The organism is Stenotrophomonas sp. 99219_Sma (genome assembly GCF_056480785.1).
The window spans coordinates 4,497,309-4,522,851 of record NZ_CM151117.1 but is presented as its reverse complement, the minus strand read 5'-3'; the positions used below and the strand labels follow the sequence as shown (position 1 = coordinate 4,522,851).

Below are 25,543 nucleotides of genomic sequence, written 5' to 3'. Positions count from 1 at the left end.
ATGGCCCCCATGAAGATCGCCTCGTGGAACGTCAATTCGCTCAATGTCCGCCTGCCGCACCTGGAGCAGTGGCTCAAGGAGTTCGGCCCGGACATCGTCGGTATCCAGGAAACCAAGCTGGAGGACCACAAGTTCCCCGATTCGGCGCTGATCGCCGCGGGCTACCGCAGCGTGTTCGCCGGCCAGAAGACCTACAACGGCGTGGCGCTGCTGTCGCGTGAGCCGGCGCAGGACGTGCAGATCGGTATTCCCGGCTTCGAGGACGAGCAGAAGCGCGTCATCGCCGGTACCTTCGGCGACCTGCGGGTGATCAACCTGTACGTGGTCAACGGCCAGGACATCGGCACCGACAAGTACGACTACAAACTGCGCTGGTTGGAGGCGGTGCATGCGTGGATCGCCGAAGAACTGCAGCGGCACCCGAAGCTGATCGTGATGGGCGACTTCAACATCGCCCCGGACGCGCGCGATGTGCACGACCCGGAGGTGTGGAACGAAAACCACATCCTGACCTCCACCTCCGAGCGCGGCGCACTCAACAAGCTGCTGCAGCTGGGCCTGCACGATGGCTTCCGCCTGCACAACGACGAGGCCGGTGTGTTCAGCTGGTGGGATTACCGTGCCGCGGGCTTCCGCCGCAACCTGGGCCTGCGCATCGACCTGACCCTGGTTTCCGACGCGCTGAAGGGCAGCGCGGTGGCCTCGGGCATCGACCGTGAGCCGCGTACCTGGGAGCGCCCGAGCGACCATGCGCCGGCGTGGGTGCAGTTGGGTTGAACGAACGGGGCCCGACGATTGCCGGGCCCGTTCTGAAACGTCTGCCGGCCAGCGGCCGGCACTACCCTCAGATCACCGTATGCTCTTGCGGGTGAACAGGTTGACGATTGCCAGCAGGATCACCGCACCGATCAGCGAGAACAGGAAGGTGCGGATGGTGATCGCTTCGTTGATGCCGCCGCCGAACAGCCAGCCGGAAATCAGCGCGCCGACGATGCCGACCACGATGTTGAGGATGATGCCCTGCTGGGCATCGCGCTTCATGATGATGCTGGCCAGCCAGCCTACGATGCCGCCGACGATCAGCCAAACGATGATGCCCATGATCGAACCTCCGGTGGGGAACTGTGACCAGTTGACGCGCACGGCCGTGAACCCGTCGTGGAATTGCGTGATGGGCGCGTGCGGATGAGCCTGCCAGCCACCCTCGACGGCCCGTGGCGCTTCGGTCCGGTGACGGTCTGGCGGCGCCCGCACGTGCCGGGCCACCGCGGCGAACCGCAGGCGCGGCAGGTGCTGGCGCAGGCGCTGGGCGCCGACCCGGACACGCTGCCGCTGGTCCGCGATGACAAGGGCCGGCCGGAGCTGAGCGGCGCGTTGGCCCACTACGGCACCGGCTGGAGCCACAGCGGCGAGGTGCTGCTGGTGGCGCTGGGCGAGGGCGTGCGGTTGGGCGTCGACCTGGAACTGCTGCGCCCGCGGCCGCGTCTTCTGGAAATCGTGCAGCGCTTCTTCCACCCCGAGGAAGTGGCCTGGCTGGAAAGCCTGGACGAGGCCGGGCGCGAGCACTGGTTCTTCCGCGTGTGGTGCGTCAAGGAGGCCATCCTGAAGGCGCACGGGCAGGGCATCTCGTTCGGCCTGCACCGCCTGCAGTTGGCACCGGGGGCCGATGGCGCCCTGCACCTGCGCTGGTGCGACCCGGAACTGGGCGAGGCCGCGCGCTGGCACCTGCACGAATGGCAGGCCACCGGCCAGTTCCGTGCGGCATTGGCCTGGTATCCACACTGAAGCGGGGAATCAGCGCGCAAAACCGGCGATAATGGCGGCATGAGCGAACACCCACTTCCCGCCAGCGTGGCTGCCACGCTGGAACAGGGCCTGGCCAGCATGGGCCTGGACGCCGCGCTGGCGCCGCCGCTGCTGCGCTACCTGGCCCTGCTGCACCGCTGGAACGGCACCTACAACCTCACCGCCATCCGCGACCCGCAGGAGATGGTTACCCGCCACCTGCTCGATTCACTGGCGATGCAGCCGTTCGTGGCCGATGGCAGCCTGGCCGACCTCGGCACCGGTCCCGGCTTGCCCGGCATCCCGCTGGCGATCGCCTGCCCGGGCCTGCAGGTCACCCTGGTGGAGAGCAACGGCAAGAAGGCGCGCTTCATGCGCGAGGCCGTGCGCCAGCTCGGTCTGGGCAATGCCCGCGTGGCCGAATCGCGCGCCGAGGCGCTGGACGAAGCTGGCCACTACGACCAGCTGACCGCGCGTGCGATGGACACCCTGGCCGGCATCGTCCGCGTCGGTGGCCATCTGTTGCGCCCCGGCGGCGTGCTGTTGGCCATGAAGGGCGTCTACCCGCATGAAGAGATCGCGGAGCTGCCGGCTGGCTGGCAGGTGCGCGAGGTGACCCCGTTGAGCGTGCCCGGCCTGGCCGGCGAACGCCACCTGGTCACTGTTACAGGTCCCTGATTCCCGTCGCCAGCCCCTTGTGGAACAAGAGGTTGGCGATCCACGATTTCCGCAAGGGCCCGGTTGTACGCATAATGACCGGTCCCAGCACACGTCGACGAGGCACACCCGCATGGCCCGCATCATCGCCATCGCCAACCAGAAGGGTGGCGTCGGCAAGACCACGACCGCCGTCAACCTGGCCGCTTCCCTGGCCAACGCACCCAAGCGCGTGCTGTTGGTCGACCTGGATTCGCAGGGCAACGCGACCATGGGCAGCGGCGTGGACAAGCGCGAGCTGGTCTCCTCCACCTACGATCTGCTGCTGGGCGAGTCCAGCGCCGCCGATGTGCGCGTGCAGACGGCCGAAGGCTACGACCTGCTGCCGGGCAACATCGACCTGACTGCGGCCGAGATCCAGCTGATGGCGCAGAGCGAGCGCGAGCAGCGCCTGAAGCGCGCGCTGGCACCGATCCGCGACGAGTACGACTACATCCTGATCGACTGCCCGCCAGCGCTGTCGCTGCTGACGCTCAACGCGCTGGCCGCCGCCGACTCGGTGATCGTGCCGATGCAGTGCGAGTACTACGCGCTGGAAGGCCTGAGCGCGCTGGTGGAAACCATCGAAGCGCTGCGTGCCAACCTCAACCCGGCGCTGGAGATCGAAGGCGTGCTGCGCACCATGTTCGACGTGCGCAACAACCTGGCCAACGCGGTCTCGGCCGAGCTCACCGAGCACTTCGGCGACCGCGTGTTCCGCACCATCGTGCCGCGCAACGTGCGCCTGGCCGAGGCACCCAGCCATGGCCAGAGCATCGTCGGCTACGACCGCGCCTCGCGCGGTGGCGTGGCCTACCTGGGCCTGGCCGGCGAGATCATCCGCCGCAACAACGAACGCAACAAGGCCGGCAAGGCCGTGGAGACCGTCTGATGACCAGCAGCAAGCCGGCAGCCAAGAAGCGAGGCCTCGGCCGTGGCCTGGATGCCCTGCTGGGTCCCAAGGGTGCGGTCAGCCAGGTGCAGGCCACCACTGCGGTGATCGAACCGCTGCCGGGTGAGGTGCTGCGCAAGCTGGCCGTCGGCCAGCTGCAGCCGGGCAAGTACCAGCCGCGCCGCGAGATGGACGAGGGCAAGCTCTCCGAGCTGGCTGATTCGATCAAGTCGCAGGGCGTGATCCAGCCGATCCTGGTGCGCCAGCTGCCGGCGGGCAACTACGAGATCGTCGCCGGTGAACGCCGCTGGCGCGCCTCGCAGCTGGCCGGCCTGGACGAAGTGCCGGTGGTGGTGCGCGAGCTGGAAGACCGCACCGTCATCGCGATGGCGCTGATCGAGAACATCCAGCGCGAAGACCTCAACCCGCTGGAAGAAGCCGAAGCGCTGCAGCGCCTGATCAGCGAATTCACCCTGACCCATGCCGAGGCTGCCGAGGCCGTCGGCCGCTCGCGTGCGGCGGTGTCCAACCTGCTGCGCCTGCTGGAGCTGCCGGTGGCAATCCGCCTGCTGCTGGAAACCCGCCGCCTGGAAATGGGCCATGCCCGTGCGCTGCTGACCCTTGCCCCCGAGCTGGCCGGCAAGCTGGCGCAGGAAGCGGCCGATGAAGGCTGGTCGGTGCGCGAGGTCGAGCGCCGTGCGCAGGCCTTCGCCGCCGGCAAGGTGCCGAGCAACCGCCCGGTCGCCACACCGAAAGTGCAGCAGGCCGACATCGCCTCGCTGGAAACCGAACTGTCCGAAGCGCTGGGTGCCAAGGTGGCGATCAGCCACGGCCGGGGCGGCAAGGGCAAGCTGATCATCCATTACACCGACCTGGATACCTTGGACGGCGTGCTGGAAAAACTGCGTACGCGCCAGGGCTGAGCCCGGCGCAGCGCCAGGGGATGCGGCCTGTTCCTGCCGTGTCCCGCGAATGACAGGGAACGTACCGCCGCGCGCGCCGTGGGATGTACTGCCTTCCGGCCCGTGGCCTCATCCAGGGAGCAGGACATGAGCAACGAATACGAGTACGAGGACGTCAGCCCGGACGGTACCCAGATACTGAGGCACCGGCGCGAAAAGGACTTTGTGCTCGCCATCGGCGAAGAGCAGCACATCGAAGCGATCAGCGGCCATATCGAGCGCCATCTCGGACCGATCGCCACGGTCCTGCACGAACTCATTTCCGACCTGGTGCACATTGATGTGCACGTGGTGCCGGCCAATGACCACTGCCCGTACCTGCGCCTGGTCACCTCCGGCATGAGCGACCTGCCGATGACCGTGCCCGCCGACGTGGACGCGGACGTGCCGCGCTACATGGAGCTGATGGTGACCCTGCCGGCCGACTGGCCGATGTCCCAGGACGCCTTCGAGGACGAGCGCAATTACTGGCCGGTGCGCCTGCTGAAGGGCATGGCGCGGTTGCCGCATGAGTACGACACCTGGCTGGGCTTCGGCCACACCATTCCCAACGGCCATCCCAGCGAGCCTTATGCGCCCGGAGCAGGCTTCGACGGTGCCATCGTGCTGATGCCGGTGACTGCTCCGGAGGACTTCGCCACGCTGGAGCTGGAGGATGGCAGGACCATCAGCTTCATGAGCCTGGTTCCGCTGTATCCGGAAGAGATGGACCTGAAGCTGAAGAAGGGCGCCGACGCCCTGCTCGACCGCTTCGATGCGAAGCAGATCAACGATGTGATCGAGCCGGGCCGCGTCAACGTGGCGAAGAAGCGTTTCGGTTTGTTCTGAGACCGGTAACATCAGGGGCCTGAATTTCTGCTTCCGGGCCCCTGCCATGACCATCCTGCTTACCGGCGCTGCCGGCTTCATCGGTGCCTACACCGCCCGCGCGCTGCTGGAGGCGGGCCAGCCGGTGGTCGGCCTGGACAACTTCAACGACTACTACGACCCGCAGATCAAGCGCGACCGCGTGGCCGCGCTGTGCCCGGCGCTGGACCTGCGCACGCTCGACCTGACCGATCGCGAAGGCCTGGCGGCGCTGTTCGACGAGGTGAAGCCGACTGCGGTGATCCACCTGGCCGCACAGGCCGGAGTGCGCTATTCGCTGGAAAATCCGCAGGCCTACGTCGACAGCAATCTGATCGGCTTCGTCAACATGCTCGAGCTGTGCCGCCACCGTGGCGTGCAGCACTTGGTGTATGCGTCGAGCAGCTCGGTCTACGGTGATTCGGCCACGCCGCCGTTCTCCGAGGACCAGCGCGTGGACCAGCCGCGCTCGCTGTATGCGGCCACCAAGGCGGCCAACGAGCTGATGGCCTACACCTACGCGCAGCTGTACGGCCTGCATGCCACCGGCCTGCGCTTCTTCACCGTGTATGGCCCGTGGGGCCGGCCGGACATGGCACCGTTGCTGTTCTCGCGCGCGGTGCTGGCCGGGCGGCCGATCGACGTGTTCAACGAAGGCCGCATGCAGCGCGACTTCACACATGTCTCCGACATCGTGTCCGGTATTCTCGGCGCGCTCGCGCATCCGGCCGATGGTCCGGTACCGCACCGGGTGTTCAACCTCGGCAACCATACGCCGGTCGAGCTGGAGCGCTTCATCAGCGTGATCGAGCAGGCCGCCGGTCGCCCCGCGCAGAAGGTCTACAAGCCGATGCAGCCGGGCGACATGGTGCGCACGATGGCCGATACCCGGCGCGCCCATGACGCATTCGGCTTCGACGCGGTGACCCCGATCGAAGCAGGGTTGCCCCCCGTCGTGCAGTGGTGCCGCGAGTATTTTGGCGACCGCGCCTGAGGAGGGATCCTCACACAGCCGGATTCATCTTCGGATAACCTCGGCTTCGGAGAATGCGCGGTCTTTGTCCCCCTTTGGCCGAGTGCCTTATGAGCCAACCCGAGCTTTCCGTTGTCGTCCCGGTGTTCAACGAACGCGACAATGTCGCCCCGCTGGTTGCCGAAATCACCGCCGCACTGCGTGGGCGGCTTCCGTTCGAGATCGTCTACATCGACGACCACTCGCGCGATGACACCCTGGCGGTGCTGCAGGGCCTGAAGGCGACCACCCCGGAACTGCGGGTGCTGCACCATGTGAACCAGAGCGGGCAGAGCACCGCCGTGCGCACCGGCGTCAAGCACGCACGTGCGCCGTGGATCGCGACCCTGGATGGCGACGGGCAGAATGATCCGGCCGACATTCCCAAGCTGCTGGCGGCGCGCGATGCCGCCGAGGCGCAGGTGAAGCTGTTCGCCGGCTGGCGCGTCAACCGCCAGGACAGCGGCAGCAAGCGCTGGGCCAGCAAGTGGGCCAATGCCATCCGTGCACGCATGCTGCGCGACGATACGCCCGATACCGGCTGCGGCATCAAGCTGTTCGAGCGCAGCGCGTTCCTCGACCTGCCGTATTTCGACCACATGCACCGCTACCTGCCGGCGCTGATGCAGCGCGCCGGCTGGAAGACCACCAGCGTGCCGGTCAACCACCGCCACCGTACCGCCGGTGTCTCCAAGTACAACAACCTCGGCCGCGCCCTGGTTGGCATCCGTGACCTGCGTGGCGTGGCCTGGCTGATCACCCGCAGCAAGCGCACCGCGGTGGAGGAGCGTTGATGGATCTGGAGCTGCACTGGCTCGACCAGCCGCTGACCTGGTTGTACTGGACCGGCCTGCATGTGACCGGCTGGAAGCTGATCGGCTATACCGGCGCGCTGATGTTCGGGGGCCGCTGGCTGGTCCAGTTCATCGCCTCCAAGCGTGCGGGCAAGCCGGTGATCCCACGCCTGTTCTGGTACATGAGCGTGGTCGGCAGCCTGATGACGCTGAGCTACTTCCTGTTCTCGGCCAAGCAGGACTCGGTAGGCGTGCTGCAGAACCTGTTCCCGGCATTCACCGCGCTGTACAGCCTGCAGCTGGACATCAAGCACCGGGGCTGGAAGCGGGACAAGGCCAGCCACTAAGGTCTTCGGGGCCTCATCCGGTAGCTGCCGACCTTGGTCGGCGCTGGGTTTGGGGGCCAACCAAGGTTGGCCGCTACCGGAGCCCCGGTCTGCCACGCTACGGTAGATGCCGACCTTGGTCGGCGCTGGGTTTGGGGCGCCAACCAAGGTTGGCCGCTACGGGGGCCCCGGCCTGCTGCGCAGGCAGGACCTTCGTCCCATGCCACGGGCCGTGGGCGGTGCCATCATCGGGGTCTGCCTTCCCGGGAACCTGTGCTCGTGAAAACCCGTCTTGCCGTTGCCCTGCTGATCGCCCTGTCCACCCCCGCCGTAGCCCTGGCCGCACCGCCCGCCGCCGCCGCGCCGGCCAGCGTGGCTACCGAATCGCCCGCCGATGCCGCCTTCCGCGCGCTGTACGAGAAGGAATGGAAGTGGCGCCAGGAGGGCGGCGGCGAGGCCAGCGAGGACGAGGACGCGCCAGCCAACGCCACCCGCATGCCCGACGTCGGCCCGGCCGCGCAGCAGGCGCGCCTGAAGGTATGGGATGAAACCCTCGCTGCGCTGAAGAAGATCGACCCGAAGACCCTGTCGCCCGACAACCAGATCAACTACGCGATCTACCGCGATCAGGTGTTCAACCTGGCCGAAGAAGTGCGCCTGCGTGGCTACGAGATGCCGTTCAACGCCGACTCCTCGTTCTGGTCCAACCTGTCCTTCATGGCCCGGCGCGAGATGAAGACCGTGCAGGACTACCAGAGCTACATCGCACGCCTGAACGATGTACCGCGTTACTTCGGCCAGCAGACCGAAAACATGCGCGCCGGCCTGAAGCGAGGTTTCAGCGTGCCGCGCGCGGTGCTCGATGGCCGCGAAGTGTCCATCGCCACCGTCGCCGAGCTGATGGATCCCACTGAGTCGCCGCTGTACGCGCCGTTCAAGAAGCTGCCCAACAGCATCCCGGCCGCCGAACAGGCCAGGCTGCAGGCGCAGGCGCGGGAAGCGATCAGTGGCAAGGTAGTGCCGGCGTTCCAGCAGCTGCGCACCTTCTTCGTCAGCGAGTACGTGCCGCAGGCGCGTACCACGCTGGCCGCCGAAGCGATGCCGGGCGGCAAGGCGTACTACAAGCAGCAGATCCACGAATACACCACGCTGGACCTGTCGCCGGACGAGATCCACCGCATCGGTCTGGATGAAGTCGCACGCATCCAGAAGGAAATGAACGACATCATCAAGCAGGTGAAGTTCAAGGGCAGCTTCGCCGAGTTCCTGACCTTCCTGCGCACCGATCCGCAGTTCTATGCGAAGACGCCGGAAGAGCTGCTGTCGCGCGCCGCATGGATCTCCAAGCGGGCCGACGGTCAGCTCGGCAAGTACATGACGCTGCCGCGCGCGCGCTTCACCATCGTGCCGGTGCCGCCGGACATCGCGCCGTTCTGGACCGCCGGCCGCGGTGGCATGGGCACCTACTGGCTCAACACCTACAACCTGCCGTCGCGCCCGCTGTACAACCTGCCGGCGCTGACCCTGCATGAATCCGATCCGGGCCACGCGCTGCAGGGTGCCATTGCCGCCGAGCAGAAGAACCTGCCCGAGTTCCGCCGCAACGCCTACATCTCCGCCTACGGCGAAGGCTGGGCGCTGTACTGCGAGAAGCTGGGCGTGGAAATGGGCATCTACGAAACCCCGTATGAGGACTTCGGCCGCCTGACCTACGAAATGTGGCGCGCCACGCGCCTGGTGATCGACACCGGTGTGCACAGCAAGGGCTGGAGCCGCGAGCAGGCCTTGGCCTACCTGCGTGACCACACCGCGCTGAGCGAGCATGAAGTGACCACCGAAGTGGACCGCTACATTTCCTGGCCGGGCCAGGCCCTGAGCTACAAGCTGGGGGAGATCGCCATCGTGCGCCTGCGTGCGCAGGCCGAGAAGGAGCTGGGCGACAAGTTCGACATCAAGGGCTTCCACGACACCCTGCTCAAGCAGGGCTCGGTGCCTCTGCCGGTGCTGGAACAGCAGATCCAGGCGTACATCGCCGAACGAAAGAAGGCCTGACCGTTCCAAGGTAGTGCCGGCCGCTGGCCGGCAACCCGCATGCACCGCAATTGTTCGACATTGCCGGCCAGCGGCCGGCACTACCCCTGATTGGAAAACGGGGTCGGATCGCAGGATCCGACCCCGTGGTCTTTCAGCCCACCGCCCTTGGCTTGGCCACCCGCGCTGCAAAGGTCGGCAGCACCAGCAGGGTCAGCACGGTGGCGGTGATCAGGCCACCGATCACCACTGTCGCCAGCGGCTTCTGCACTTCCGCACCGGAACCGCTGGCGATCGCCATCGGAATGAAGCCGACGATCGCCACCAGCGCCGTGGTCAGCACCGCGCGGATGCGGCTGGAGGCGCCGTTGATCGCCGCCTGCAGCGGCAGGTCACCGGCATCCAGGCGCTCGCGGATCGCCTGCATCAGCACCAGGCCGTTCAAGGTGGCCACGCCGGACACGGCGATGAAACCAACCGCCGCCGACACCGAAAACGGCATGCCACGCAGCAGCAGCGCGAGAATGCCGCCGACCAGCGCCAACGGCACGCAGCTGAACACCAGAATGGCTTCCTTGCCGCTGCGCAGCGCCATGAACAGCAGGCTGCCGATCAGCAGGAACACCACCGGCACCACCGTCGCCAGCCGCTTCTCGGCACGCTGCAGGTTCTCGAACTGGCCGCCCCAGGTCAGATACGCACCCGGCGGCAGTGCCACGTCGGCCACCGCTGCCTGCGCTTCGCCGACGAAGCCGCCCAGGTCGCGGCCACGCACGTTGGCCTGCACCACCACGCGGCGGCTGCCGTTGTTGCGGCTGATTTGGTTGGGCCCTTCGCTGACCGTGATGCGCGCGACCGACGACAGCGGAATCACCAGGCCTGCAGGCGTGGCGATCGGCAACGAGGCCAGCTGGTCCGGATCATTGCGCGAGGCATCGTCCAGGCGCACCACCACGTTGAAGCGGCGATCACCTTCGAAGATCTTGCCGGCGGCGGTACCACCGATGCCGGTGGACAGCGCGTCACTCACGTCCGCGGCAGTCAGGCCGTACTGCGCCGCCGCCACGTGGTCGATGGCCACATTGAGCGTGGGCAGGCCGGAGATCTGTTCCACCCGCACGTCGGCCGCACCGTTCACCGCACGCAGCTTCAACGCCACCTGGTCGGCCACCTTCTGCAGCTGGCTGAAGTCATCGCCGAAGATCATCACCGCCAGGTCGGTACGCACGCCGGAAATCAGCTCGTTGAAGCGCAGCTCGATCGGCTGGCTGAATTCGAAGCTGTTGCCCAGCTGCTGCCCGGCCAGCTTTTCGAAGCGTGCTACCAGTGCATCCTTGCCCAGTTTCGGATCCGGCCAGTCCTTGCGTGGCTTGAGCACGATCACGCTGTCGGAGATGTTGGTCGGCATCGGGTCGATCGCCGCCTCTGCGGTACCGGTGCGCGAGAACACGGTTTCCACTTCCGGCTGTTTGGCAATCGCCTTTTCCAGTGCCAGCTGCATCGCCAGCGACTGCTCCAGTGAGGTCGACGGCACGCGCAGGGCCTGCATCGCCACGTTGCCTTCGTCCAGCGTCGGCATGAACTCGCGGCCCAGCAGCGAGAACGAACCGATACCCACCACCACCATCATCACCGCACCGGCCAGCACCGTGCGCGGATGCGCCACGGCTTTGCGCACCACTGGTTCGATGCGCGCACGCAGCACGCGGATCAGCTTGGTTTCGTGCTCGCCATCGTCAGCATGTGCATCGCCGTCCTTCACCTTCGGCTCGCGTACCAGCAGTGCGGCCATCGCCGGCACGAAGGTGAAGGAGAAGATGAAGGCACCGATCAGGGCCAGCATGAACGTGGCCGCCATCGGGTGGAACGTCTTGCCCTCCACGCCTTCCAGGGTAAGGATCGGCGCGAACACCAGCAGGATGATCAGCTGCCCGAAGGCCGCCGGGCGTGCCATTTTGCGCGCCGAATCGGCGGCCACGCGCAGGCGTTCCATCGCGGTCAACGCACGGCCCAGTTCGGCGCGGCGCTGGCCCAGCATCAGCAGGGTCGACTCGACCACGATCACCGCACCGTCCACCAGGATGCCGAAGTCCAGCGCACCCAGGCTCATCAGGTTGCCGCTGATGCCGAAGCGGTTCATGCCGATCACTGCGAAGAGGAACGACAGCGGAATGACCAGCGCGGTGATCGTTGCCGCACGCAGGTTGCCCAGCAGCAGGAACAGCACCACCACCACCAGCAACGCGCCCTCGGTGAGGTTCTTGGCCACGGTCTTGATGGTGGAATTGACCAGCACGCTGCGGTCCAGCACCGGTGCCGCCACGATGTCGGCCGGCAGCGATTTGTTCACCTGTTCCAGGCGCGCCGCAGCTGCCTGCGCCACGGTGCGGCTGTTGCCGCCGGCGATCATCAGCGCGGTACCCAGCACGGCTTCATGGCCGTTGCGGCTGGCCGCACCCAGGCGCGGTGCGCGGCTCAGGTCGACGTCGGCCACATCGGCCACGCGTACCACCACGCCATTGCGGGTGGCTACCGGGGCCTGTGCGAGATCGTCGGTGGTCAGCGCCAGGCCGTCAGCACGTACCACCAGGCCCTCGCCGGCACGCTGCACGAAACCGGCACCGGCCTGTACGTTGGAACGCTGCAGGGCAGTGACCAGGTCGGCCAGGCCGAGGCCGTGCGCGGCCAGCTTGGCACTGTCCGGATGCACGCCGTATTCCTTGACGTAGCCGCCGACCGTATCGACGCCGGCCAGCCCCGGGCTGGAACGCATCTGCGGCGCGATGATCCAGTCCTGCACGGTGCGCAGGTAGGTGGCACGTTCTTCCGGCGTGCGAAGCAGGTTGCCTTCTGGCGTGCGGTAGACCTCGCCGGCCTGCCAACCCGCTTCACCGGGCTTGGCCAGCTTGGCCGGATCGAACGCCGTGAAGTCCACCGTCCACATCAGCACCTCGCCGAGGCCGGTGGTGACCGGCGACAGCATCGGCGACGCGCCATCGGGCAGGTCTTCCGATGCCTCGCGCATGCGTTCGGCCACCTGCTGGCGGGCGAAGTAGATGTCGGTCGCATCGGTGAAGATCGCGGTGACCTGCGAGAAGCCATTGCGCGACAGCGAACGCGTGGTGGTCAGGCCGGGAATGCCGGCCAGCGCGGTTTCCAGCGGATAGGTCACCTGCCGCTCGATCTGCTCCGGGGTCAGTGCCGGTGCCACCGTGTTGATCTGCACCTGGCGGTTGGTGATGTCCGGCACCGCGTCGATCGGCAGCTTGCCCAGCTGGAACAGGCCCACGGCAGCGATCAGCGCCGCCATGAACACCACCAGCCAGCGGTGGCGCACCGCTGTTTCAATGATCAGCTTGAACATGGTCGCCTCCTCAGTGGCCGTGCTCGGCTTCGCCCTTGGCCAGTTCGGCCTTGAGCAGGAAGGCGTTGGCACCGACGATGCGCTCGTTGCCGGTCAGCCCACCGAGGATCTCGATACGGTCACCAGCACGACGGCCAGCCAGCACCGGCTGCGCCTTGAAGCCGCCTTCGACGGCGACGAACACCGCACTGCTGCCATCGACGTTCTGCACCGCATCGGCGGGCACGCTGAGCGAGCCATCCTGGCCTTCGGTGACGACCACCGCCGATACCGGCGAACCGGCGGGCGGCAGCGCGGCATCCACCGGCGTGGCACGGATCACCGCGACGCCGCCCTGCTGGCGGACATCGGCGGCCGACCCGGTGACGGTGGCGGTGAAGCTGCCACCCGGCACGCTCACTTCCAGCTTCATGCCCGGCGTGACCTGCGCGGCCAGCGCCGGCGGTGCGGTGAACACCAGCTCGTTCATCGTCGGGTCGGCGACGTCGGCCACCGCGCTGCCGGCGGCGACCACGCCACCCGGGGTGACCTGCACGTTGCCGACGATGCCGGCTACCGGGCTGGTGATGCGCACGCGACCGCTGCTGTCCGGCGAACCGTTGGCGGCGGCCTGGGCCTGCGCGGCGGCCGCCTGGGCCTGTGCCGCCAGCGAACGCGCGCGCGAGGTTTCCAGCTCCTGGCGGGCGACTACGCCCTGGTCGACCAGCGCCTTGTCGCGGCCATAGGCCAGGCGCGCGGCTTCTGCTTCGGCCGAGGCGGCCAGCGCATTGGCGCGGAACACCGCGGCCTCGCCACTGACCACGATGGCCAGTGCCTGGTTCTGCTTCACCGCCGTGCCCGGCGCGACCAGCACGCGCTCGACGCGGCCGGTCACCGTGGAGGCAACCGAAGCGCGGGCGCCCACGGTGGGCTCGACCCTGCCGGACAGCCGGGTCGAGCCACCGCCACCGCGACTGATCGCGACCACTTCGATACCGGAGGCCTTGATCTGTTCCTGGGTCAGCTGCACCACGCCTTCATCGGCGTCGGCGGGGGCTTTGGCGGTTTCCGCCTTGGCCTCCTTGCTGTCGGCGGCATGGCCGTGGCCATCGTCGGTGCCGGCCTTGGCCGCAGCGGGGTCTTCATTGGCAGGCGTCTGTGCGTTGCCAGCGCAGCCGGCCAGCAGCATGGTCAGCAGCACGCCGCCGATCAGCGGGAAAGTACGGGAGAGAGTCATTTGGCCTCCACAAAAGGTGCGCGCCCCTCAAGGCGGGCAAGATCGATTTCCGCGCCGACGCGCGACAGGCGCGCATCCACGGCGGTGCCGCGGGCGGCGATGAGGGCGCTGCGCGTGCTGCGCAGTTCCAGCTGCGAGATACGTCCGGCGTCGAAGCCGACGCGGGCCAGGCGATACGCCTCTTCGGCGGCGACCACGCTTTCATCGGCGGCGCGGGTCCGGCTTCCGGCGGCTTTCAGTCCGGCTACGGCGGAGAGACGTGCCGCCTCGCTGTCGCGGCGCTGCTGGTCCAGGCGGGCCTCGGCCGCGCGCTGGTCGGCATTGGCGGCGCGGATGCCCCCGCGGTTGCGGTCGAACAGCGGGATGCTGAGGCTGACCCCGAGGTTGTAGGCACGCTCGCCGCCTTCGCGGAAGCGGGTCTGTGCGGCGGTGACACTGAGGTCGGGCAGGGCGCGCTTGCGCTCCACGTCGACCAGCTTGCCGGCCGCATCGGCTTCGGCTTCGGCGATGCGCACCGCCAGTGCCACGTCGGTGGCGCCACGCGGCAGCGGCGGGGCCCGGTCGAGCAGGCTGTCGTCAATCGAATGCACCGGCGCATCCAGCAGCGCGGCACCGGCCAGGCGGGCCAGCGCGGCGTCGCGGAAGGCCTGTGCCTCATCCAGCGCAGCGCTGGCGTTGGCCACTTCGCTCTGCGCCTGCACCGCACGCAGCTGCGGCTCGCGGCCCTGCTTGACCATCGCGTTGACGGCGTTGGCGTCGTCGCGGGTGAGGGTCAGTGCCTCTTCGGCCAGGCTGTAGCGGCGCAGTGCACTTTCCGCCTGTGCATAGACCACCGCCAACTGGCTGGCCACATCGCTGCGGCTTTGGGCGCCACGCAGGTTGGCCGCCTGTGCCTCGGCGCGGGCGGCACGGACACGCGCGCCACGCTGGCCCCAGACCTCCAGCGGCTGGGACAAGGTGAGCACGGTATCGGCCTTGCCCATGCCGCCATAGGAGCCGGTGCCCCAGGCGTTTTCGGCGGAGTAGGAGAGGGAAGGATTGGGCAACGCACGGGCCTGGTCGGCACGCGCATCGGCGGCCTCGGCCAGTGCCGTACCCACACGGGTACCGGGCAGCTGGTCCAGGCGTTCAAGCAGGGTGTCGTAGGAGGGGGCGGCTTGCGCCATCACCGATGCCGCCGGGGCCAGGCCCAGCAACACGGCGACGACCAGCCCGGCCGCGCGCGGCGACCGAGGTGTCAGGATCGACATAGGGGGATTCCGGTTGTGAGTGAAACGGGAGCCCGCGATTGCGGGACGCGCTCAACTCACGCCCGGGGGGGACGCGTCAATTCATCCTGGGCGACCGCATAGGTCGCCACGTCGCCGGCATTCATCCAGCGCGCCGGCAGCGGCGTACCGAAAGCGGCGAAATCGTTCGCCGGCAGGCTCAGCGTGGAGTGGTGGCAGTGGTTATGCGTGCAGGCACCCGTGTGCTTGCTGTCGCTGTCACCGCCTGCGTCGTCCGCGAGGGATTCGACATGGGCGCTGCTGGCATGCGGTTCCACCGCACACACCAGTGCGTCGGCCACCGGCACGACCACGAATGCCGCCATCAGCAGCATCATCAGGTACGTACGCAGTTGGCGGGTGATCCGGCGCATGGAGGGGAGGCTAGCAAGCGGTTTTCGCCGGATACAATATCAATGGCCACCTCGGGAATTCGTCGGAACCTCCCGTTCAGGTGGGCCGGGCACGCCAGCTCTGGCAGGTGCCGACCTCCTGCCCTGGTGGGTGTCGACCTTGGTCGACACGCTTTTCGACCTCCGACACATTGCCGGCCAGCGGCCGGCACTACCGGTCTGCAGGCAGCTTCGCGATCAACTTGATCTCGAACTGGAACCATACAGCCAGGTCACGCCGACTGCCCTGGTAGGTGTCGACCTTGGTCGACACGCTTTTCGACCCCCGACACATTGCCGGCCAGCGGCCGGCATTACCGGTCTGCAGGCAGCTTCGCGATCACCTTGATCTCGAACTGGAACCCATACAGCCAGGTCACGCTGACTGCCCTGGTAGGTGTCGACCTTGGTCGACACGCTTTTCGAACCCGACACGTTGTTGCCGGCCAGCGGCCGGCACTACCGGTCTGCAGGCAGCTTCGCGATCACCTTGATCTCGAACTGGAACCCGTACAGCCAGGTCACGCCGACTGCCCTGGTAGGTGTCGACCTTGGTCGACACGCTTTTCGGCCCCCGACACGTTGCCGGCCAGCGGCCGGCACTACCGGTCTGCAGGCAGCTTCGCGATCAACTTGATCTCGAACTGGAACCATACAGCCAGGTCACGCCGACTGCCCTGGTAGGTGTCGACCTTGGTCGACACGCTTTTCGACCTCCGACACATTGCCGGCCAGCGGCCGGCACTACCCGTATCACGGCAGCTTCGCGATCACCTTGATCTCGAACTGGAATCCGTACAGCCAGGTCACGCCGATGCCGGTCAGGGTCGGGTGCGGCGCCTCGCCCCAGTACTCGGGCACGATCGCCCAGGCCTTCTCGAAGTTCTTCTCGGGGTCGACCAGGAACACGGTCACGTCGACCACGTCATCGAAGCTGCAGCCGGCGGCAGCCAGCACCGCGTTGAGATTCTCGAAGGCGCGGCGCACCTGGGCTTCGAAATCCGGCTCGGGTGAGCCGTCCTCGCGGCTGCCGACCTGGCCGGAAACGAACAGGAAGCCGTTGGATCGGATCGCTGGCGAGTAGCGGTTGCGCTCGTACAGGGTCTGGCGGCAGGCGGGGAAAACGACATCACGCTGTGACATGGGAAGATCCCGTGGGAGAGAACGCCATCCTCCGCGCCAGCGCTGTCTGGATAAACCGCGATGATCGGCCTAGATTGATTGCTAATTCCAAACAATCATGACCTGCCATGGACCGTTTCGAGGCGATGCGGGCCTTTGCCCGAGTGGTGGAGACCGGCAGCTTTACCCGCGCTGCGCACACCCTGCAGGTCAGCCGCACCACGGTCACCCAGCTGGTGCAGCAGCTGGAGGCGCACCTGCGGCTGCGGTTGCTCAACCGCACCACGCGCCGGGTCAGCGTCACCGCCGATGGCGCGGCCTATTACCCGCGCATCGCCCGCCTGCTGGCCGAGCTGGAAGAGGTGGAGGGCGGGCTGGGCGATGCGGCCACCCAGCCGCGCGGGCGCCTGCGGGTGGACGTGCCCGGACCCTACGCGCGGCTGCGGCTGGTGCCGGCGCTGCCGGATTTCCAGGCGCGCTACCCGGAGATCCAGCTGGACATCGGCGTGAGTGACCGCGAGGTGGACGTCATCGCCGACAACGTCGATTGCGTGATCCGTGGTGGCACTCCAGCCGACCCGGCGCTGGTGGCGCGGCCGCTTGCTGCGCTGCCGATCGGCTTCCATGCCAGCCCCGGCTATGTGCAGCGCTTCGGCGTGCCGACCGACCCGCGCGCGCTGGAAGGGCCCGATCACCACATGGTCGGTTTCCTCAGCCCGCGCAGTGGCCGCGCCCGCGTGTTCCGCGCCCATCGCGGCGATGAGCGCGTCGAGGTGCAGGGCCGCTACACGGTCGGCTTCGACGACGGCAACGCCTATCTGGCCGCTGCGTTGGCGGGGCTGGGCGTGGTCGCGCTGCCCAGCTACATGGCCGAGCCGCATCTGGCGCGCGGCGAGCTGCTGCCGGTGCTGCAGGACTGGCAGCTGCCGCCCATGCCGATGCATGTGATGTTCCCGCCGAACCGGCACATGAGCCAGCGGCTGCGGGTGTTCATTGATTGGGTGGTGGAAGCGTTGGGGTGAGTGCATCGGTCGCGTGCGAAAATCCGGCTGCACGTACTGGAGAACGCACACCCTGATGAGCCGCATCGTCGCACTGGATACCGAAACCACCGGCATCTCCCACCGCCTGGGGCACCGGGTGATCGAAATCGGTGCCGTCGAACTGATCGATGGCCAGCTCACCGGCCGCCAGTTCCACACCTACCTGCAGCCGCAGCGCAAGGTGGACTGGGGCGCGCAGCGCGTGCACGGCATCAGCGACGCGATGCTGGTGGGCAAGCCACTGTTCTCCAGCAAGGCCGCCGAGCTGCTGGAGTTCCTGCGTGGCAGCGAGATGGTCGCGCACAACGCCACCTTCGACGTGGGTTTCCTGGACAACGAGCTGCGCCTGGCTGGCATCCCCGGCACGCTGGCCCAGCATTGCCGCATTACCTGCAGCTTGAAGCTGGCGCGCGGGCGCTGGCCGGGTCAGGGCAACAAGCTGGATGATGTGCTGCAGCGCCTGCGCATTCCCAGCCAGCGCGGCCTGCACGGCGCGTTGAAGGATGCCCATCTACTGGCCCAGGTGATTCCGCATCTGCGCTGAGGCCTGGTCGCCGTTACATCGGCCGCAACCAGCGCTCGATCATTGCCACGCCACATGCCACCCCGTCCTCACTGCTCATCGCCACGCCCAAGGCCGCCGCGCGTGCGCGTGTTGCTTCGGTTGCAGCGAAGGTGATGGCTGCTGCCAGCGCTGCTGCATCCAGTCGCTTCGGTGACAACGGTGCCGGTGCTACGCCCAACCGATACAGGCGATCGGCCCAGAAGAACTGATCTGCGGCGAACGGCATCACCAGTGAAGGAATGCCGGCGCGGCAGGCCGAATGCGTGGTGCCGCTGCCACCGTGGTGGATGGCGAATGCGCAACGCGGGAACAGCGCTTCGTGTGGGGTCGGGCCCAGGACGAAGACAGAATCGGGCAAGCGCATCGCAGGCAGTCCCACCCAGCCGGGAAACAGCAGGACACGGCGCGGTGCCAACGCCTGCAGCAGGGCCGGCAACACGCGTTCGCGATCAAAGCCGGTCATGCTGCCGAAGCCCAGATAGACCGGCGGCGGTCCGGCGTCGAGGAAGGCCTGCAGATCGGCCGGCGGCGTCCAGGGCGCATCAGGAAACCGCCATTGGCCACAGACGATGTGGTCGGCCGGCCAGTCCGTCGGTGGCGGCAGCAGCTGCGGCGAGATGCCATAGAGCATCGGCAGGCCGGACCACAGCGAGCGGCGCGGCGATTGCCCCAGCTGCTTGCGGGCCTCGTTGATCGGCTGGCGGAACTGGCGCCAGATCAGGCCGTTGACCAGCCCATAGCTGGCCCGGTTCAACCAGCCCGGCGAGCGTCCCGGCGGCAGGAACGGGGAGCGGAAGGCACGCGTCGGGGTCAGTGGAATCATGCCGGTCCCGATCACCGGCAGACCCCGGCGTTCGCCCACACTCATGCCGACAAAGGCCGCCAGCCCACCCGTCAGAATCGCGTCGCAACCCTCGGCCGCCGCGTCCGCCTGCCGCATCCAGCCAGTGACATGCTGCAGCGCCATCCGTGCCAGTCCGCTACTGGCGGCGGCAACACCGTTGTCACGCGAGACCAGCGCGACCACTTCGTCATGGATGTCACCTTCCAGGGACGCATGGGGCACATTCAGCGCCTGCGCGCTGCCCAGCGTGCCGCCATCGGCCAGCAGTGTCACCTCGTGGCCTGCGCCAATCAGCCCATGGCAGAGCATGGCCAGCGGACGCGTATCGCCTTCGGTTCCGTAGGTCAGGGCCAGCAGCCGCATGGAAAGCTCCGCAGTGAACCGGGCCAGTATGCCGGTTGGTGGGCTCCCGGCCCTCCCGGTTCAGTCCCGGCCTGTGGGTAACTTGCGCAAGTGCTTGAACCCGTGCATAATGCGCGGCTCGCTGTGTCCGGTTTTCTACCGGGCGGCGCCCCCGGGAGCACGTCCCCGGCCGCCCAACGCCAGCGTAACCCCTTGATTCTCTTGACGTGTGGTGGGCAACCATCGAGGCCGCCGTCTCCCGGGCTACGGGCTGACACAACTTACTATCGAGGTGCGCAATGTCCCGCGTATGCCAGGTTTCCGGCAAGCGAGTGCAGACGGGTAACAACGTCTCGCACGCCAACAACAAGACCCGTCGTCGTTTCCTGCCGAATCTGCACGAGCGCCGCTTCTGGGTTGCCAGCGAAAACCGCTGGGTGAAGCTTCGTGTTTCCGCGCATGCACTGCGCACCATCGACAAGAACGGCATCGATTCCGTTCTGGCTGAGCTGCGTGCGCGCGGCGAAAAGGTCTGAGGAGTAGACGATCATGGCAGGCAAGCGCGATAAGGTCCGTATGATTTCGACCGCTGGTACCGGTCACTTCTACACGACCGACAAGAACAAGAAGAACACCCCGGGGAAGATGGAATTCTCCAAGTACGATCCGGTCGTGCGCAAGCACGTCCCGTACAAGGAAGGCAAGATCAAGTAATCCGCAAGGATTGCTGATCCCCGCGAAGAAACCCGCCCTTGTGGCGGGTTTTTTCATGCCTGGCATCCAGAGAGTGGGTGCCGACCGTTGGTCGGCACATTCCCTCCACCCCCGGTAGGTGCCAACCTTGGTTGGCACACGGCTTCAAAGCAGTCGAGCGCGGCTCGACTCTACACACCCCGCTGGGCAGAATGGCCCATCACCTCCCGACGGGCGACGCGATGCTGTTCGAGTGGTTGCTGGGTTCCTACCTGCTGCTGATCGACTGGCTGATCCGGCTGGTCGCGCTGTGCTGGATCCCCACCCGCACCACGCCGGGGGCGGCGCGCAGCTGGCTGCTGCTGGTCGGCTTCGTGCCGCTGCTGGGCCTGCCGCTGTACCTGCTGTTCGGCCACCCGTGGCTGTCGCGCGAGCGCATCCGCCGCCAGGCCGAGGCCTCGCAGGTCATCCGCGAGGAACAGGCGCTGCAGCATCGCCTGCGCTGGACCCCGCAGCCAGACACCGCCTGCGCCGAGATCGTGCCGCTGGTGCAGCGCCAGGGCGACTTCATGCCGGTGCACGGCAACGCGGTGGACCTGTTGACCGACTACGACGAATCGCTGCACACGCTGATCGCCGACATCGACCAGGCTGAAGACCGTGTGCACCTGCTGTACTACCTGATGTTCGATGACGCGGTGGGCGAGGCGGTGGTCGAGGCACTGCAGCGAGCAGCGGCGCGTGGCGTGCAATGCCGCGTGCTGCTCGACGCGGTGGGCGCCAAGCGCGGCCTGCGCGCCTATCGCAAGCGCCTGCAGGCGCGCGACATCGAAGTGCGCGCGATGCTGCCCGGTGGCCTGCGCTGGCGCCGCAGCGGGCGCATGGACCTGCGCAACCACCGCAAGATCGCGGTGATCGACAACGAAGTGGCGTATGTCGGTTCGCAGAACCTGGCGGGCCCTCAGTTCGTGCCCGGCCACCCGAACCGCGAGCTGGTGGCGCGCGTGCGTGGCCCGGCGGTGGCGCATCTGGAGGCGGTGTTCGCCAGCGACTGGTACATGGAAACCGGCCAGCGCCTGGACGTGATCGCCGACGTGCCCGAGTGCAGCGACGACATCGCCACCCAGCTGCTGCCCAGCGGCCCGGCCTATCCGTACAGCAACGCACGCGATGCGGTGGCCGCGCTGATCCATCTGGCGCGGCGGCGGCTGGTGATGGTCACGCCGTACTTCGTGCCCGACGAGGCCACGTTGAGCGCGCTGCGCATTGCCGCGTTGTCCGGTGTGCAGGTGCAGCTGATCCTCTCCGCCAGCAACAACCAGCGGCTGACCTCGTGGGCGCAGGAGGCGTACTACGACGAGCTGCTGCGCTGTGGCGTGCGCATCGCGCTGTACGAACCGCAGTTCCTGCACGCCAAGCACATGAGCGTGGACGAGGACATCGCCGTGCTCGGCTCGATCAACATGGATATCCGATCGTTCGCGCTGAACGCCGAGATCGGCCTGATCTGCTACGACCACGCGCTGGTGAGGCAGTTGTGCGAGATCGAGGATGGCTACCTGCGCGAATCGCGGCAGCTGGATCTGCAGCAGTGGCGCAGTCGCCCCACGTGGCGGCGCAGCCGCGAAGGCATCGCACGGCTGGCCGATGCGTTGATGTAAGGCAATGCCGGCCGCCCGCTTCGGCAATCCGGCCTGTCATCGCCGATGGCCTACAATCGGCACATGACTGATTCACCGCGTAATGGCGAACTGGACCTGGCAATCATCGGTGGTGGTGCGGCCGGGGTGCTGGTGGCGATCCAGGTACTGCGCCAGGCCAAGGCGCCGCTGGCGCTGGCCATTTTCGAACCCGCCTCGCAGCTGGCGCAGGGCATCGCCTATGCCACGCCGTGGCCGGAGCATCTGCTGAACGTGCCGGCGGCGAAGATGAGTGCGTTTGCCGACCAGCCCGGCGATTTCCTCGACTACCTGATGGCCGCCAACGCCTACCCGGGCGAGGCGCGCGAGGTGCTGGGCGAGCGTTACGTGTGCCGCCACTACTTCGCGGCCTACCTGCAGCAGCGCCTGCAGGACGCTGCCGCAGCCAGCCCGGCGCAGCTGCAGGTGATCGCGCAGCCGGTACTGGGCCTGCAGCCGGATGACCACGGCTACCAGCTGACGCTCGGCGATGGCCACACGCTGCACGCCGCGCAGGCGGTGCTCGCCACCGGCAACAGCATGCGCCCGCTGCCGGTGGCCGGTGCCGATGCGCTGCCTGCCGACGATGTGATCGAGGCCTGGGACTACGACGGCGTACGCACCCTGGCCGGCGAACAGGCTGTAGCCATTGTCGGCTCCGGCCTGAGCATGGCCGACACCGTGCTGGCGCTGGTCGCCGCCGGCCACACCGGACCGCTGCACGTGATCTCGCGCCATGGCCTGCTGCCGTTGCCGCACGCGCATGGTGGCCTGCCCACGTTCGATCCGGCCACGCTGCTGCCGATGAACCTGCGCCAGCGCCTGCGCGCGTTGCGCGGGTTCGCACGCCAGTCACAGGCCGACGGCCTGCCGTGGCAGGGCGTGATGGACCGCATCCGTCCGCACGGGCAGGCGCTGTGGTGCAGCCTCGATGAGGCGGACCAGCGTCGCTTCCTGCGCCATGTGGTGCGCTATTGGGACGTGCATCGCCACCGCATCGCCGAAGAGGTCGATGAGCAGCTGCAGTCCCTGCAGGATAGCGGCCAGCTGCGTATCCACCGGTCCCGCCTGCAACGTGTCTGGCGCGACGGCGATGCACTGCGGCTGTCCGGCCGCGATGCCACTGGCAACGAGCAGCAGTGGACGATTGGCGGCGTGATCAACGCCACCGGCGTGGAAACCCGCGCCAGCGCACTGCGTAATCCGTTGCTGCAGCAGCTGCAGGCTGATGGGCTGGCGCGCCCCGGCCCGCACGGGCTGGGCCTGGACAGCACGGTGCCGGGCGATCGCCTGTGTGCCGCCGGTGGCCAGCCGCAGGCACGGCTGGGCGTACTCGGCAGCCTGCGCATCGGCAGCCTGTGGGAAAGCCTGGCGGTGCCTGAACTGCGTCAGCAGGCGCAGGCACTGGCAACCCAGGTGGTCGCAGGAGCCGCGACGGCGATGCCGTAAAATGGGGGCATGGATGTCTCCCACCTGCTTGATGGCCTGAACCCGGCCCAGCGCGAAGCCGTCTCCGCTCCCCCCGGCCACCACCTGGTGCTGGCCGGTGCCGGTTCCGGCAAGACCCGCGTACTCACCCACCGCATCGCCTGGCTGCATGAAGTCGATGGCGTGCCGACCCACGGCATTTTCGCGGTGACCTTCACCAACAAGGCGGCCGGCGAAATGCGCCACCGCATCGACGCACAGCTGCCCAACGGCAGCCGCGGCATGTGGATCGGCACCTTCCACGGCCTGGCCAACCGCCTGCTGCGCCTGCACTGGCAGGACGCGAAGCTGCCGGAAGGCTTCCAGGTGATGGATTCGGACGACCAGCTGCGGCTGGTCAAGCGCGTGGTGCAGGCGCTGGAACTGGATGACGGCAAGTACCCGGCCAAACAGATCGCGTGGTGGATCAACGCGCAGAAGGACGAAGGCCGCCGCCCGCAGCACATCCAGCCCGAACCGCACGACGCGTGGCTGGAAACCATGCGCCAGGCCTACATCGAGTACCAGGCGCGTTGCGACCGCGCCGGCCTGGTCGACTTCGCCGAGCTGCTGCTGCGCGCGCATGAGCTGCTGCGCGACAACCCGGCGTTGCTGTCGCACTACCGCGCGCGCTTCCGCGAGATCCTGGTGGACGAGTTCCAGGACACCAATGCCATCCAGTACGCCTTCGTGCGCGTGCTGGCCGGCGATTCCGGCCACGTGTTCGTGGTCGGTGACGATGACCAGGCCATCTACGGCTGGCGCGGTGCCAAGGTCGAGAACGTGCAGGGCTTCCTGCGCGATTTCCCGGGCGCGCAGACCATCCGCCTGGAACAGAACTACCGCTCCACGGCCAACATCCTCGGTGCCGCCAACGCGGTGATCGCGCACAACCCCGACCGCATCGGCAAGCAGCTGTGGACCGACAGCGGCGACGGCGAGCCGATCGACTTGTACGCGGCGTACAACGAGATGGACGAGGCGCGCTACATCGTCGAGCGCGCGCGCCAGTGGGTGCGAGACGGTGGCAGCTATACCGAAGTGGCCGTGCTCTACCGCAGCAACGCGCAGTCGCGCGCGCTGGAAGAGGCCCTGCTGAGCGAACAGGTGCCGTACCGCGTGTACGGCGGCATGCGCTTCTTCGAGCGTGCCGAAATCAAGGATGCGCTGGCCTACCTGCGCCTGCTGTCCAACCGCAACGATGACGCCGCCTTCGAGCGCGCGGTCAACACGCCGACGCGTGGCATCGGCGACCGCACGCTGGACGAAGTGCGCCGCGAGGCGCGCGCGCAGGGCATCTCGCTGTGGGAAGCGACCATGCTGGTCACCCAGGGCAGCGCACTGGCCGCACGTGCGCGCAATGCGCTGGCCGGCTTCCTGGTGCTGGTCAACGAGCTGCAGGGGCAGACCCTGCACATGACCCTGGCCGAGCGCGTGGACCACGTGCTGGCCCGCTCGCAGCTGCGCGAGCACTGGAGCAAGGAAAGCCGCAACGCGCTGGACTCGGAATCGCGCACCGACAACCTCGACGAACTGGTCTCGGTGGCCTCTCGCTTCGTGCGCCGTGCCGATGACATCGAGGAAGTGGGCGAGGACATGGACGAGCTGGTCGCATTCCTGGCCTATGCCGCGCTGGAGGCTGGCGAGGGCCAAGCGCAGGCGGGCGAGGACGGCGTGCAGCTGATGACCCTGCACTCGGCCAAGGGCCTGGAATTCCCGCTGGTGTTCCTGGCCGGCCTGGAAGAAGGCTTGTTCCCCAGCGCACGTTCGCTGGAGGAAAGCGGGCGGCTGGAAGAAGAGCGCCGCCTGGCCTACGTGGGCATCACCCGCGCACGCCAGAAACTGGTGCTGAGCTACGCCGAATCGCGCCGCATCCATGGCCAGGACAACTACAGCCTGCCGTCGCGCTTCCTGCGCGAGATTCCGCGCGAGCTGCTGCACGAAGTGCGCCCGAAGGTGCAGGTCTCGCGGCCGGCCTCGATGGGCGCCAGCCGGGTGATGGGTCATGCCTCGATCGAGGCGCCGCCAGTCAAGCTCGGCGCGCTGGTCACCCATCCCAAGTTCGGCGAAGGCATGGTGACCGACTACGAAGGCAGCGGCGCCCACGCCCGCGTGCAGGTCGAGTTCGCCGACGCCGGCAGCAAGTGGCTGGTGATGGCGTATGCCAACCTGACGGTGATCTGATCACCGTCGGGGAGGGGAGA

The 25,543-nt window shown here is 67.6% G+C and carries 24 protein-coding genes; 17 read left to right on the top strand and 7 right to left on the bottom strand.

Annotated elements, in window-relative coordinates; translation table 11 throughout:
* Nucleotides 1-9 precede the first annotated feature (9 nt).
* On the top strand, nt 10-777 hold the full coding sequence (gene xth, locus ACZK13_RS20645) for an exodeoxyribonuclease III (protein ID WP_180837853.1): 768 nt from the start codon (nt 10-12) through the stop codon (nt 775-777).
* 72 nt (nt 778-849) lie between these two features.
* Here the strand turns inward: xth and ACZK13_RS20640 are convergent, their stop codons facing one another.
* Complete coding sequence (locus ACZK13_RS20640; protein ID WP_012512507.1) at nt 850-1,101, bottom strand: GlsB/YeaQ/YmgE family stress response membrane protein; 252 nt, start codon at nt 1,099-1,101, stop codon at nt 850-852.
* A gap of 84 nt (nt 1,102-1,185) precedes the next feature.
* Here ACZK13_RS20640 and ACZK13_RS20635 point away from each other — a divergent pair, with 84 nt between their 5' ends.
* The 9 genes from ACZK13_RS20635 (at nt 1,186) to ACZK13_RS20595 (ending at nt 9,365) form a co-directional block, all read left to right on the top strand.
* Nucleotides 1,186-1,785 carry a 4'-phosphopantetheinyl transferase family protein gene (locus ACZK13_RS20635; RefSeq protein WP_049399162.1) on the top strand — a complete coding sequence of 200 codons (600 nt, stop codon included), beginning with the start codon at nt 1,186-1,188 and terminating at the stop codon, nt 1,783-1,785.
* Between the two features lie 39 nt (nt 1,786-1,824).
* Nucleotides 1,825-2,463: a 16S rRNA (guanine(527)-N(7))-methyltransferase RsmG gene (gene rsmG, locus ACZK13_RS20630; protein ID WP_012512505.1), complete on the top strand. Its 639-nt coding sequence runs from the start codon at nt 1,825-1,827 to the stop codon at nt 2,461-2,463.
* Nucleotides 2,464-2,575: 112 nt separating this feature from the next.
* Nucleotides 2,576-3,373, top strand: coding sequence for a ParA family protein (locus ACZK13_RS20625; RefSeq protein ID WP_012512504.1), 798 nt, complete (start codon nt 2,576-2,578; stop codon nt 3,371-3,373).
* Nucleotides 3,373-4,296, top strand: a complete 924-nt coding sequence (locus ACZK13_RS20620; RefSeq protein WP_019338308.1) for a ParB/RepB/Spo0J family partition protein — start codon at nt 3,373-3,375, stop codon at nt 4,294-4,296. The genes ACZK13_RS20625 and ACZK13_RS20620 overlap by 1 nt, the downstream gene beginning before the upstream one ends.
* A gap of 126 nt (nt 4,297-4,422) precedes the next feature.
* The gene (locus ACZK13_RS20615; RefSeq protein ID WP_071229452.1) at nt 4,423-5,163 is read left to right on the top strand and encodes a suppressor of fused domain protein; all 741 of its coding nucleotides are present in this window, start codon (nt 4,423-4,425) and stop codon (nt 5,161-5,163) included.
* A 46-nt stretch (nt 5,164-5,209) separates the two neighbouring features.
* A complete protein-coding gene (locus ACZK13_RS20610) occupies nt 5,210-6,175 on the top strand; it encodes an NAD-dependent epimerase/dehydratase family protein (protein ID WP_121504109.1) in 966 nt (321 codons plus the stop codon).
* Nucleotides 6,176-6,264: 89 nt separating this feature from the next.
* Nucleotides 6,265-6,987 (top strand): glycosyltransferase family 2 protein, encoded by a 723-nt coding sequence (locus ACZK13_RS20605; RefSeq protein ID WP_005420380.1) that lies wholly within the window; start codon nt 6,265-6,267, stop codon nt 6,985-6,987.
* Entirely contained in the window at nt 6,987-7,334 is a 348-nt protein-coding gene (locus tag ACZK13_RS20600; RefSeq protein ID WP_005414908.1) for a lipid-A-disaccharide synthase N-terminal domain-containing protein, read from the top strand. Before ACZK13_RS20605 ends, ACZK13_RS20600 begins: the two co-directional genes overlap by 1 nt.
* A gap of 258 nt (nt 7,335-7,592) precedes the next feature.
* Nucleotides 7,593-9,365 carry a DUF885 domain-containing protein gene (locus tag ACZK13_RS20595; RefSeq protein WP_125893313.1) on the top strand — a complete coding sequence of 591 codons (1,773 nt, stop codon included), beginning with the start codon at nt 7,593-7,595 and terminating at the stop codon, nt 9,363-9,365.
* A gap of 133 nt (nt 9,366-9,498) precedes the next feature.
* Here the strand turns inward: ACZK13_RS20595 and ACZK13_RS20590 are convergent, their stop codons facing one another.
* The 5 genes from ACZK13_RS20590 to ACZK13_RS20570 all read right to left on the bottom strand — a co-directional run bounded on the left by ACZK13_RS20590 (nt 9,499) and on the right by ACZK13_RS20570 (nt 16,727).
* Nucleotides 9,499-12,708: an efflux RND transporter permease subunit gene (locus ACZK13_RS20590; protein WP_125893315.1), complete on the bottom strand. Its 3,210-nt coding sequence runs from the start codon at nt 12,706-12,708 to the stop codon at nt 9,499-9,501.
* 10 nt (nt 12,709-12,718) lie between these two features.
* The gene (locus tag ACZK13_RS20585) at nt 12,719-13,924 is read right to left on the bottom strand and encodes an efflux RND transporter periplasmic adaptor subunit (RefSeq protein ID WP_125893317.1); all 1,206 of its coding nucleotides are present in this window, start codon (nt 13,922-13,924) and stop codon (nt 12,719-12,721) included.
* Nucleotides 13,921-15,174 carry a TolC family protein gene (locus ACZK13_RS20580; RefSeq protein WP_125893319.1) on the bottom strand — a complete coding sequence of 418 codons (1,254 nt, stop codon included), beginning with the start codon at nt 15,172-15,174 and terminating at the stop codon, nt 13,921-13,923. The genes ACZK13_RS20585 and ACZK13_RS20580 overlap by 4 nt, the downstream gene beginning before the upstream one ends.
* A 56-nt stretch (nt 15,175-15,230) precedes the next feature.
* Entirely contained in the window at nt 15,231-15,566 is a 336-nt protein-coding gene (locus ACZK13_RS20575; RefSeq protein ID WP_006402574.1) for a hypothetical protein, read from the bottom strand.
* Between the two features lie 771 nt (nt 15,567-16,337).
* Nucleotides 16,338-16,727 carry a RidA family protein gene (locus ACZK13_RS20570; protein WP_125893321.1) on the bottom strand — a complete coding sequence of 130 codons (390 nt, stop codon included), beginning with the start codon at nt 16,725-16,727 and terminating at the stop codon, nt 16,338-16,340.
* Between the two features lie 107 nt (nt 16,728-16,834).
* Here ACZK13_RS20570 and ACZK13_RS20565 point away from each other — a divergent pair, with 107 nt between their 5' ends.
* Together ACZK13_RS20565 and dnaQ are read left to right on the top strand one after the other, a co-directional pair.
* A complete protein-coding gene (locus ACZK13_RS20565) occupies nt 16,835-17,728 on the top strand; it encodes a LysR family transcriptional regulator (RefSeq protein ID WP_125893323.1) in 894 nt (297 codons plus the stop codon).
* A gap of 55 nt (nt 17,729-17,783) precedes the next feature.
* Nucleotides 17,784-18,293, top strand: a complete 510-nt coding sequence (dnaQ, locus tag ACZK13_RS20560) for a DNA polymerase III subunit epsilon (protein ID WP_049462269.1) — start codon at nt 17,784-17,786, stop codon at nt 18,291-18,293.
* A 13-nt stretch (nt 18,294-18,306) separates the two neighbouring features.
* Here dnaQ and ACZK13_RS20555 read toward each other — a convergent pair whose 3' ends face one another.
* Complete coding sequence (locus ACZK13_RS20555) at nt 18,307-19,521, bottom strand: glycosyltransferase (protein WP_253143651.1); 1,215 nt, start codon at nt 19,519-19,521, stop codon at nt 18,307-18,309.
* Nucleotides 19,522-19,799: 278 nt separating this feature from the next.
* Here ACZK13_RS20555 and rpmB point away from each other — a divergent pair, with 278 nt between their 5' ends.
* The 5 genes from rpmB to uvrD all read left to right on the top strand — a co-directional run bounded on the left by rpmB (nt 19,800) and on the right by uvrD (nt 25,523).
* On the top strand, nt 19,800-20,036 hold the full coding sequence (rpmB, locus tag ACZK13_RS20550) for a 50S ribosomal protein L28 (protein WP_005411638.1): 237 nt from the start codon (nt 19,800-19,802) through the stop codon (nt 20,034-20,036).
* Nucleotides 20,037-20,046: 10 nt separating this feature from the next.
* Nucleotides 20,047-20,214, top strand: coding sequence for a 50S ribosomal protein L33 (gene rpmG / locus ACZK13_RS20545; protein WP_170272460.1), 168 nt, complete (start codon nt 20,047-20,049; stop codon nt 20,212-20,214).
* Between the two features lie 221 nt (nt 20,215-20,435).
* Nucleotides 20,436-21,854, top strand: coding sequence for a cardiolipin synthase (cls, locus tag ACZK13_RS20540; RefSeq protein WP_253143694.1), 1,419 nt, complete (start codon nt 20,436-20,438; stop codon nt 21,852-21,854).
* A gap of 45 nt (nt 21,855-21,899) precedes the next feature.
* Nucleotides 21,900-23,321 carry an FAD/NAD(P)-binding protein gene (locus ACZK13_RS20535; RefSeq protein ID WP_253143652.1) on the top strand — a complete coding sequence of 474 codons (1,422 nt, stop codon included), beginning with the start codon at nt 21,900-21,902 and terminating at the stop codon, nt 23,319-23,321.
* A gap of 9 nt (nt 23,322-23,330) precedes the next feature.
* Nucleotides 23,331-25,523 carry a DNA helicase II gene (uvrD, locus tag ACZK13_RS20530; RefSeq protein ID WP_253143653.1) on the top strand — a complete coding sequence of 731 codons (2,193 nt, stop codon included), beginning with the start codon at nt 23,331-23,333 and terminating at the stop codon, nt 25,521-25,523.
* Nucleotides 25,524-25,543 lie beyond the last annotated feature (20 nt).

Bases quoted from the DNA above. Each gene is read 5' to 3' on its own strand.
- xth (WP_180837853.1), top strand. From the start codon at position 10: ATGAAGATCGCCTCGTGGAACGTCAATTCGCTCAATGTCCGCCTGCCG.
- ACZK13_RS20640 (WP_012512507.1), bottom strand. From the start codon at position 1,101: ATGGGCATCATCGTTTGGCTGATCGTCGGCGGCATCGTAGGCTGGCTG.
- ACZK13_RS20635 (WP_049399162.1), top strand. From the start codon at position 1,186: ATGAGCCTGCCAGCCACCCTCGACGGCCCGTGGCGCTTCGGTCCGGTG.
- rsmG (WP_012512505.1), top strand. From the start codon at position 1,825: ATGAGCGAACACCCACTTCCCGCCAGCGTGGCTGCCACGCTGGAACAG.
- ACZK13_RS20625 (WP_012512504.1), top strand. From the start codon at position 2,576: ATGGCCCGCATCATCGCCATCGCCAACCAGAAGGGTGGCGTCGGCAAG.
- ACZK13_RS20620 (WP_019338308.1), top strand. From the start codon at position 3,373: ATGACCAGCAGCAAGCCGGCAGCCAAGAAGCGAGGCCTCGGCCGTGGC.
- ACZK13_RS20615 (WP_071229452.1), top strand. From the start codon at position 4,423: ATGAGCAACGAATACGAGTACGAGGACGTCAGCCCGGACGGTACCCAG.
- ACZK13_RS20610 (WP_121504109.1), top strand. From the start codon at position 5,210: ATGACCATCCTGCTTACCGGCGCTGCCGGCTTCATCGGTGCCTACACC.
- ACZK13_RS20605 (WP_005420380.1), top strand. From the start codon at position 6,265: ATGAGCCAACCCGAGCTTTCCGTTGTCGTCCCGGTGTTCAACGAACGC.
- ACZK13_RS20600 (WP_005414908.1), top strand. From the start codon at position 6,987: ATGGATCTGGAGCTGCACTGGCTCGACCAGCCGCTGACCTGGTTGTAC.
- ACZK13_RS20590 (WP_125893315.1), bottom strand. From the start codon at position 12,708: ATGTTCAAGCTGATCATTGAAACAGCGGTGCGCCACCGCTGGCTGGTG.
- ACZK13_RS20585 (WP_125893317.1), bottom strand. From the start codon at position 13,924: ATGACTCTCTCCCGTACTTTCCCGCTGATCGGCGGCGTGCTGCTGACC.
- ACZK13_RS20580 (WP_125893319.1), bottom strand. From the start codon at position 15,174: ATGTCGATCCTGACACCTCGGTCGCCGCGCGCGGCCGGGCTGGTCGTC.
- ACZK13_RS20575 (WP_006402574.1), bottom strand. From the start codon at position 15,566: ATGCGCCGGATCACCCGCCAACTGCGTACGTACCTGATGATGCTGCTG.
- ACZK13_RS20570 (WP_125893321.1), bottom strand. From the start codon at position 16,727: ATGTCACAGCGTGATGTCGTTTTCCCCGCCTGCCGCCAGACCCTGTAC.
- ACZK13_RS20565 (WP_125893323.1), top strand. From the start codon at position 16,835: ATGGACCGTTTCGAGGCGATGCGGGCCTTTGCCCGAGTGGTGGAGACC.
- dnaQ (WP_049462269.1), top strand. From the start codon at position 17,784: ATGAGCCGCATCGTCGCACTGGATACCGAAACCACCGGCATCTCCCAC.
- ACZK13_RS20555 (WP_253143651.1), bottom strand. From the start codon at position 19,521: ATGCGGCTGCTGGCCCTGACCTACGGAACCGAAGGCGATACGCGTCCG.
- rpmB (WP_005411638.1), top strand. From the start codon at position 19,800: ATGTCCCGCGTATGCCAGGTTTCCGGCAAGCGAGTGCAGACGGGTAAC.
- cls (WP_253143694.1), top strand. From the start codon at position 20,436: ATGCTGTTCGAGTGGTTGCTGGGTTCCTACCTGCTGCTGATCGACTGG.
- ACZK13_RS20535 (WP_253143652.1), top strand. From the start codon at position 21,900: ATGGCCTACAATCGGCACATGACTGATTCACCGCGTAATGGCGAACTG.
- uvrD (WP_253143653.1), top strand. From the start codon at position 23,331: ATGGATGTCTCCCACCTGCTTGATGGCCTGAACCCGGCCCAGCGCGAA.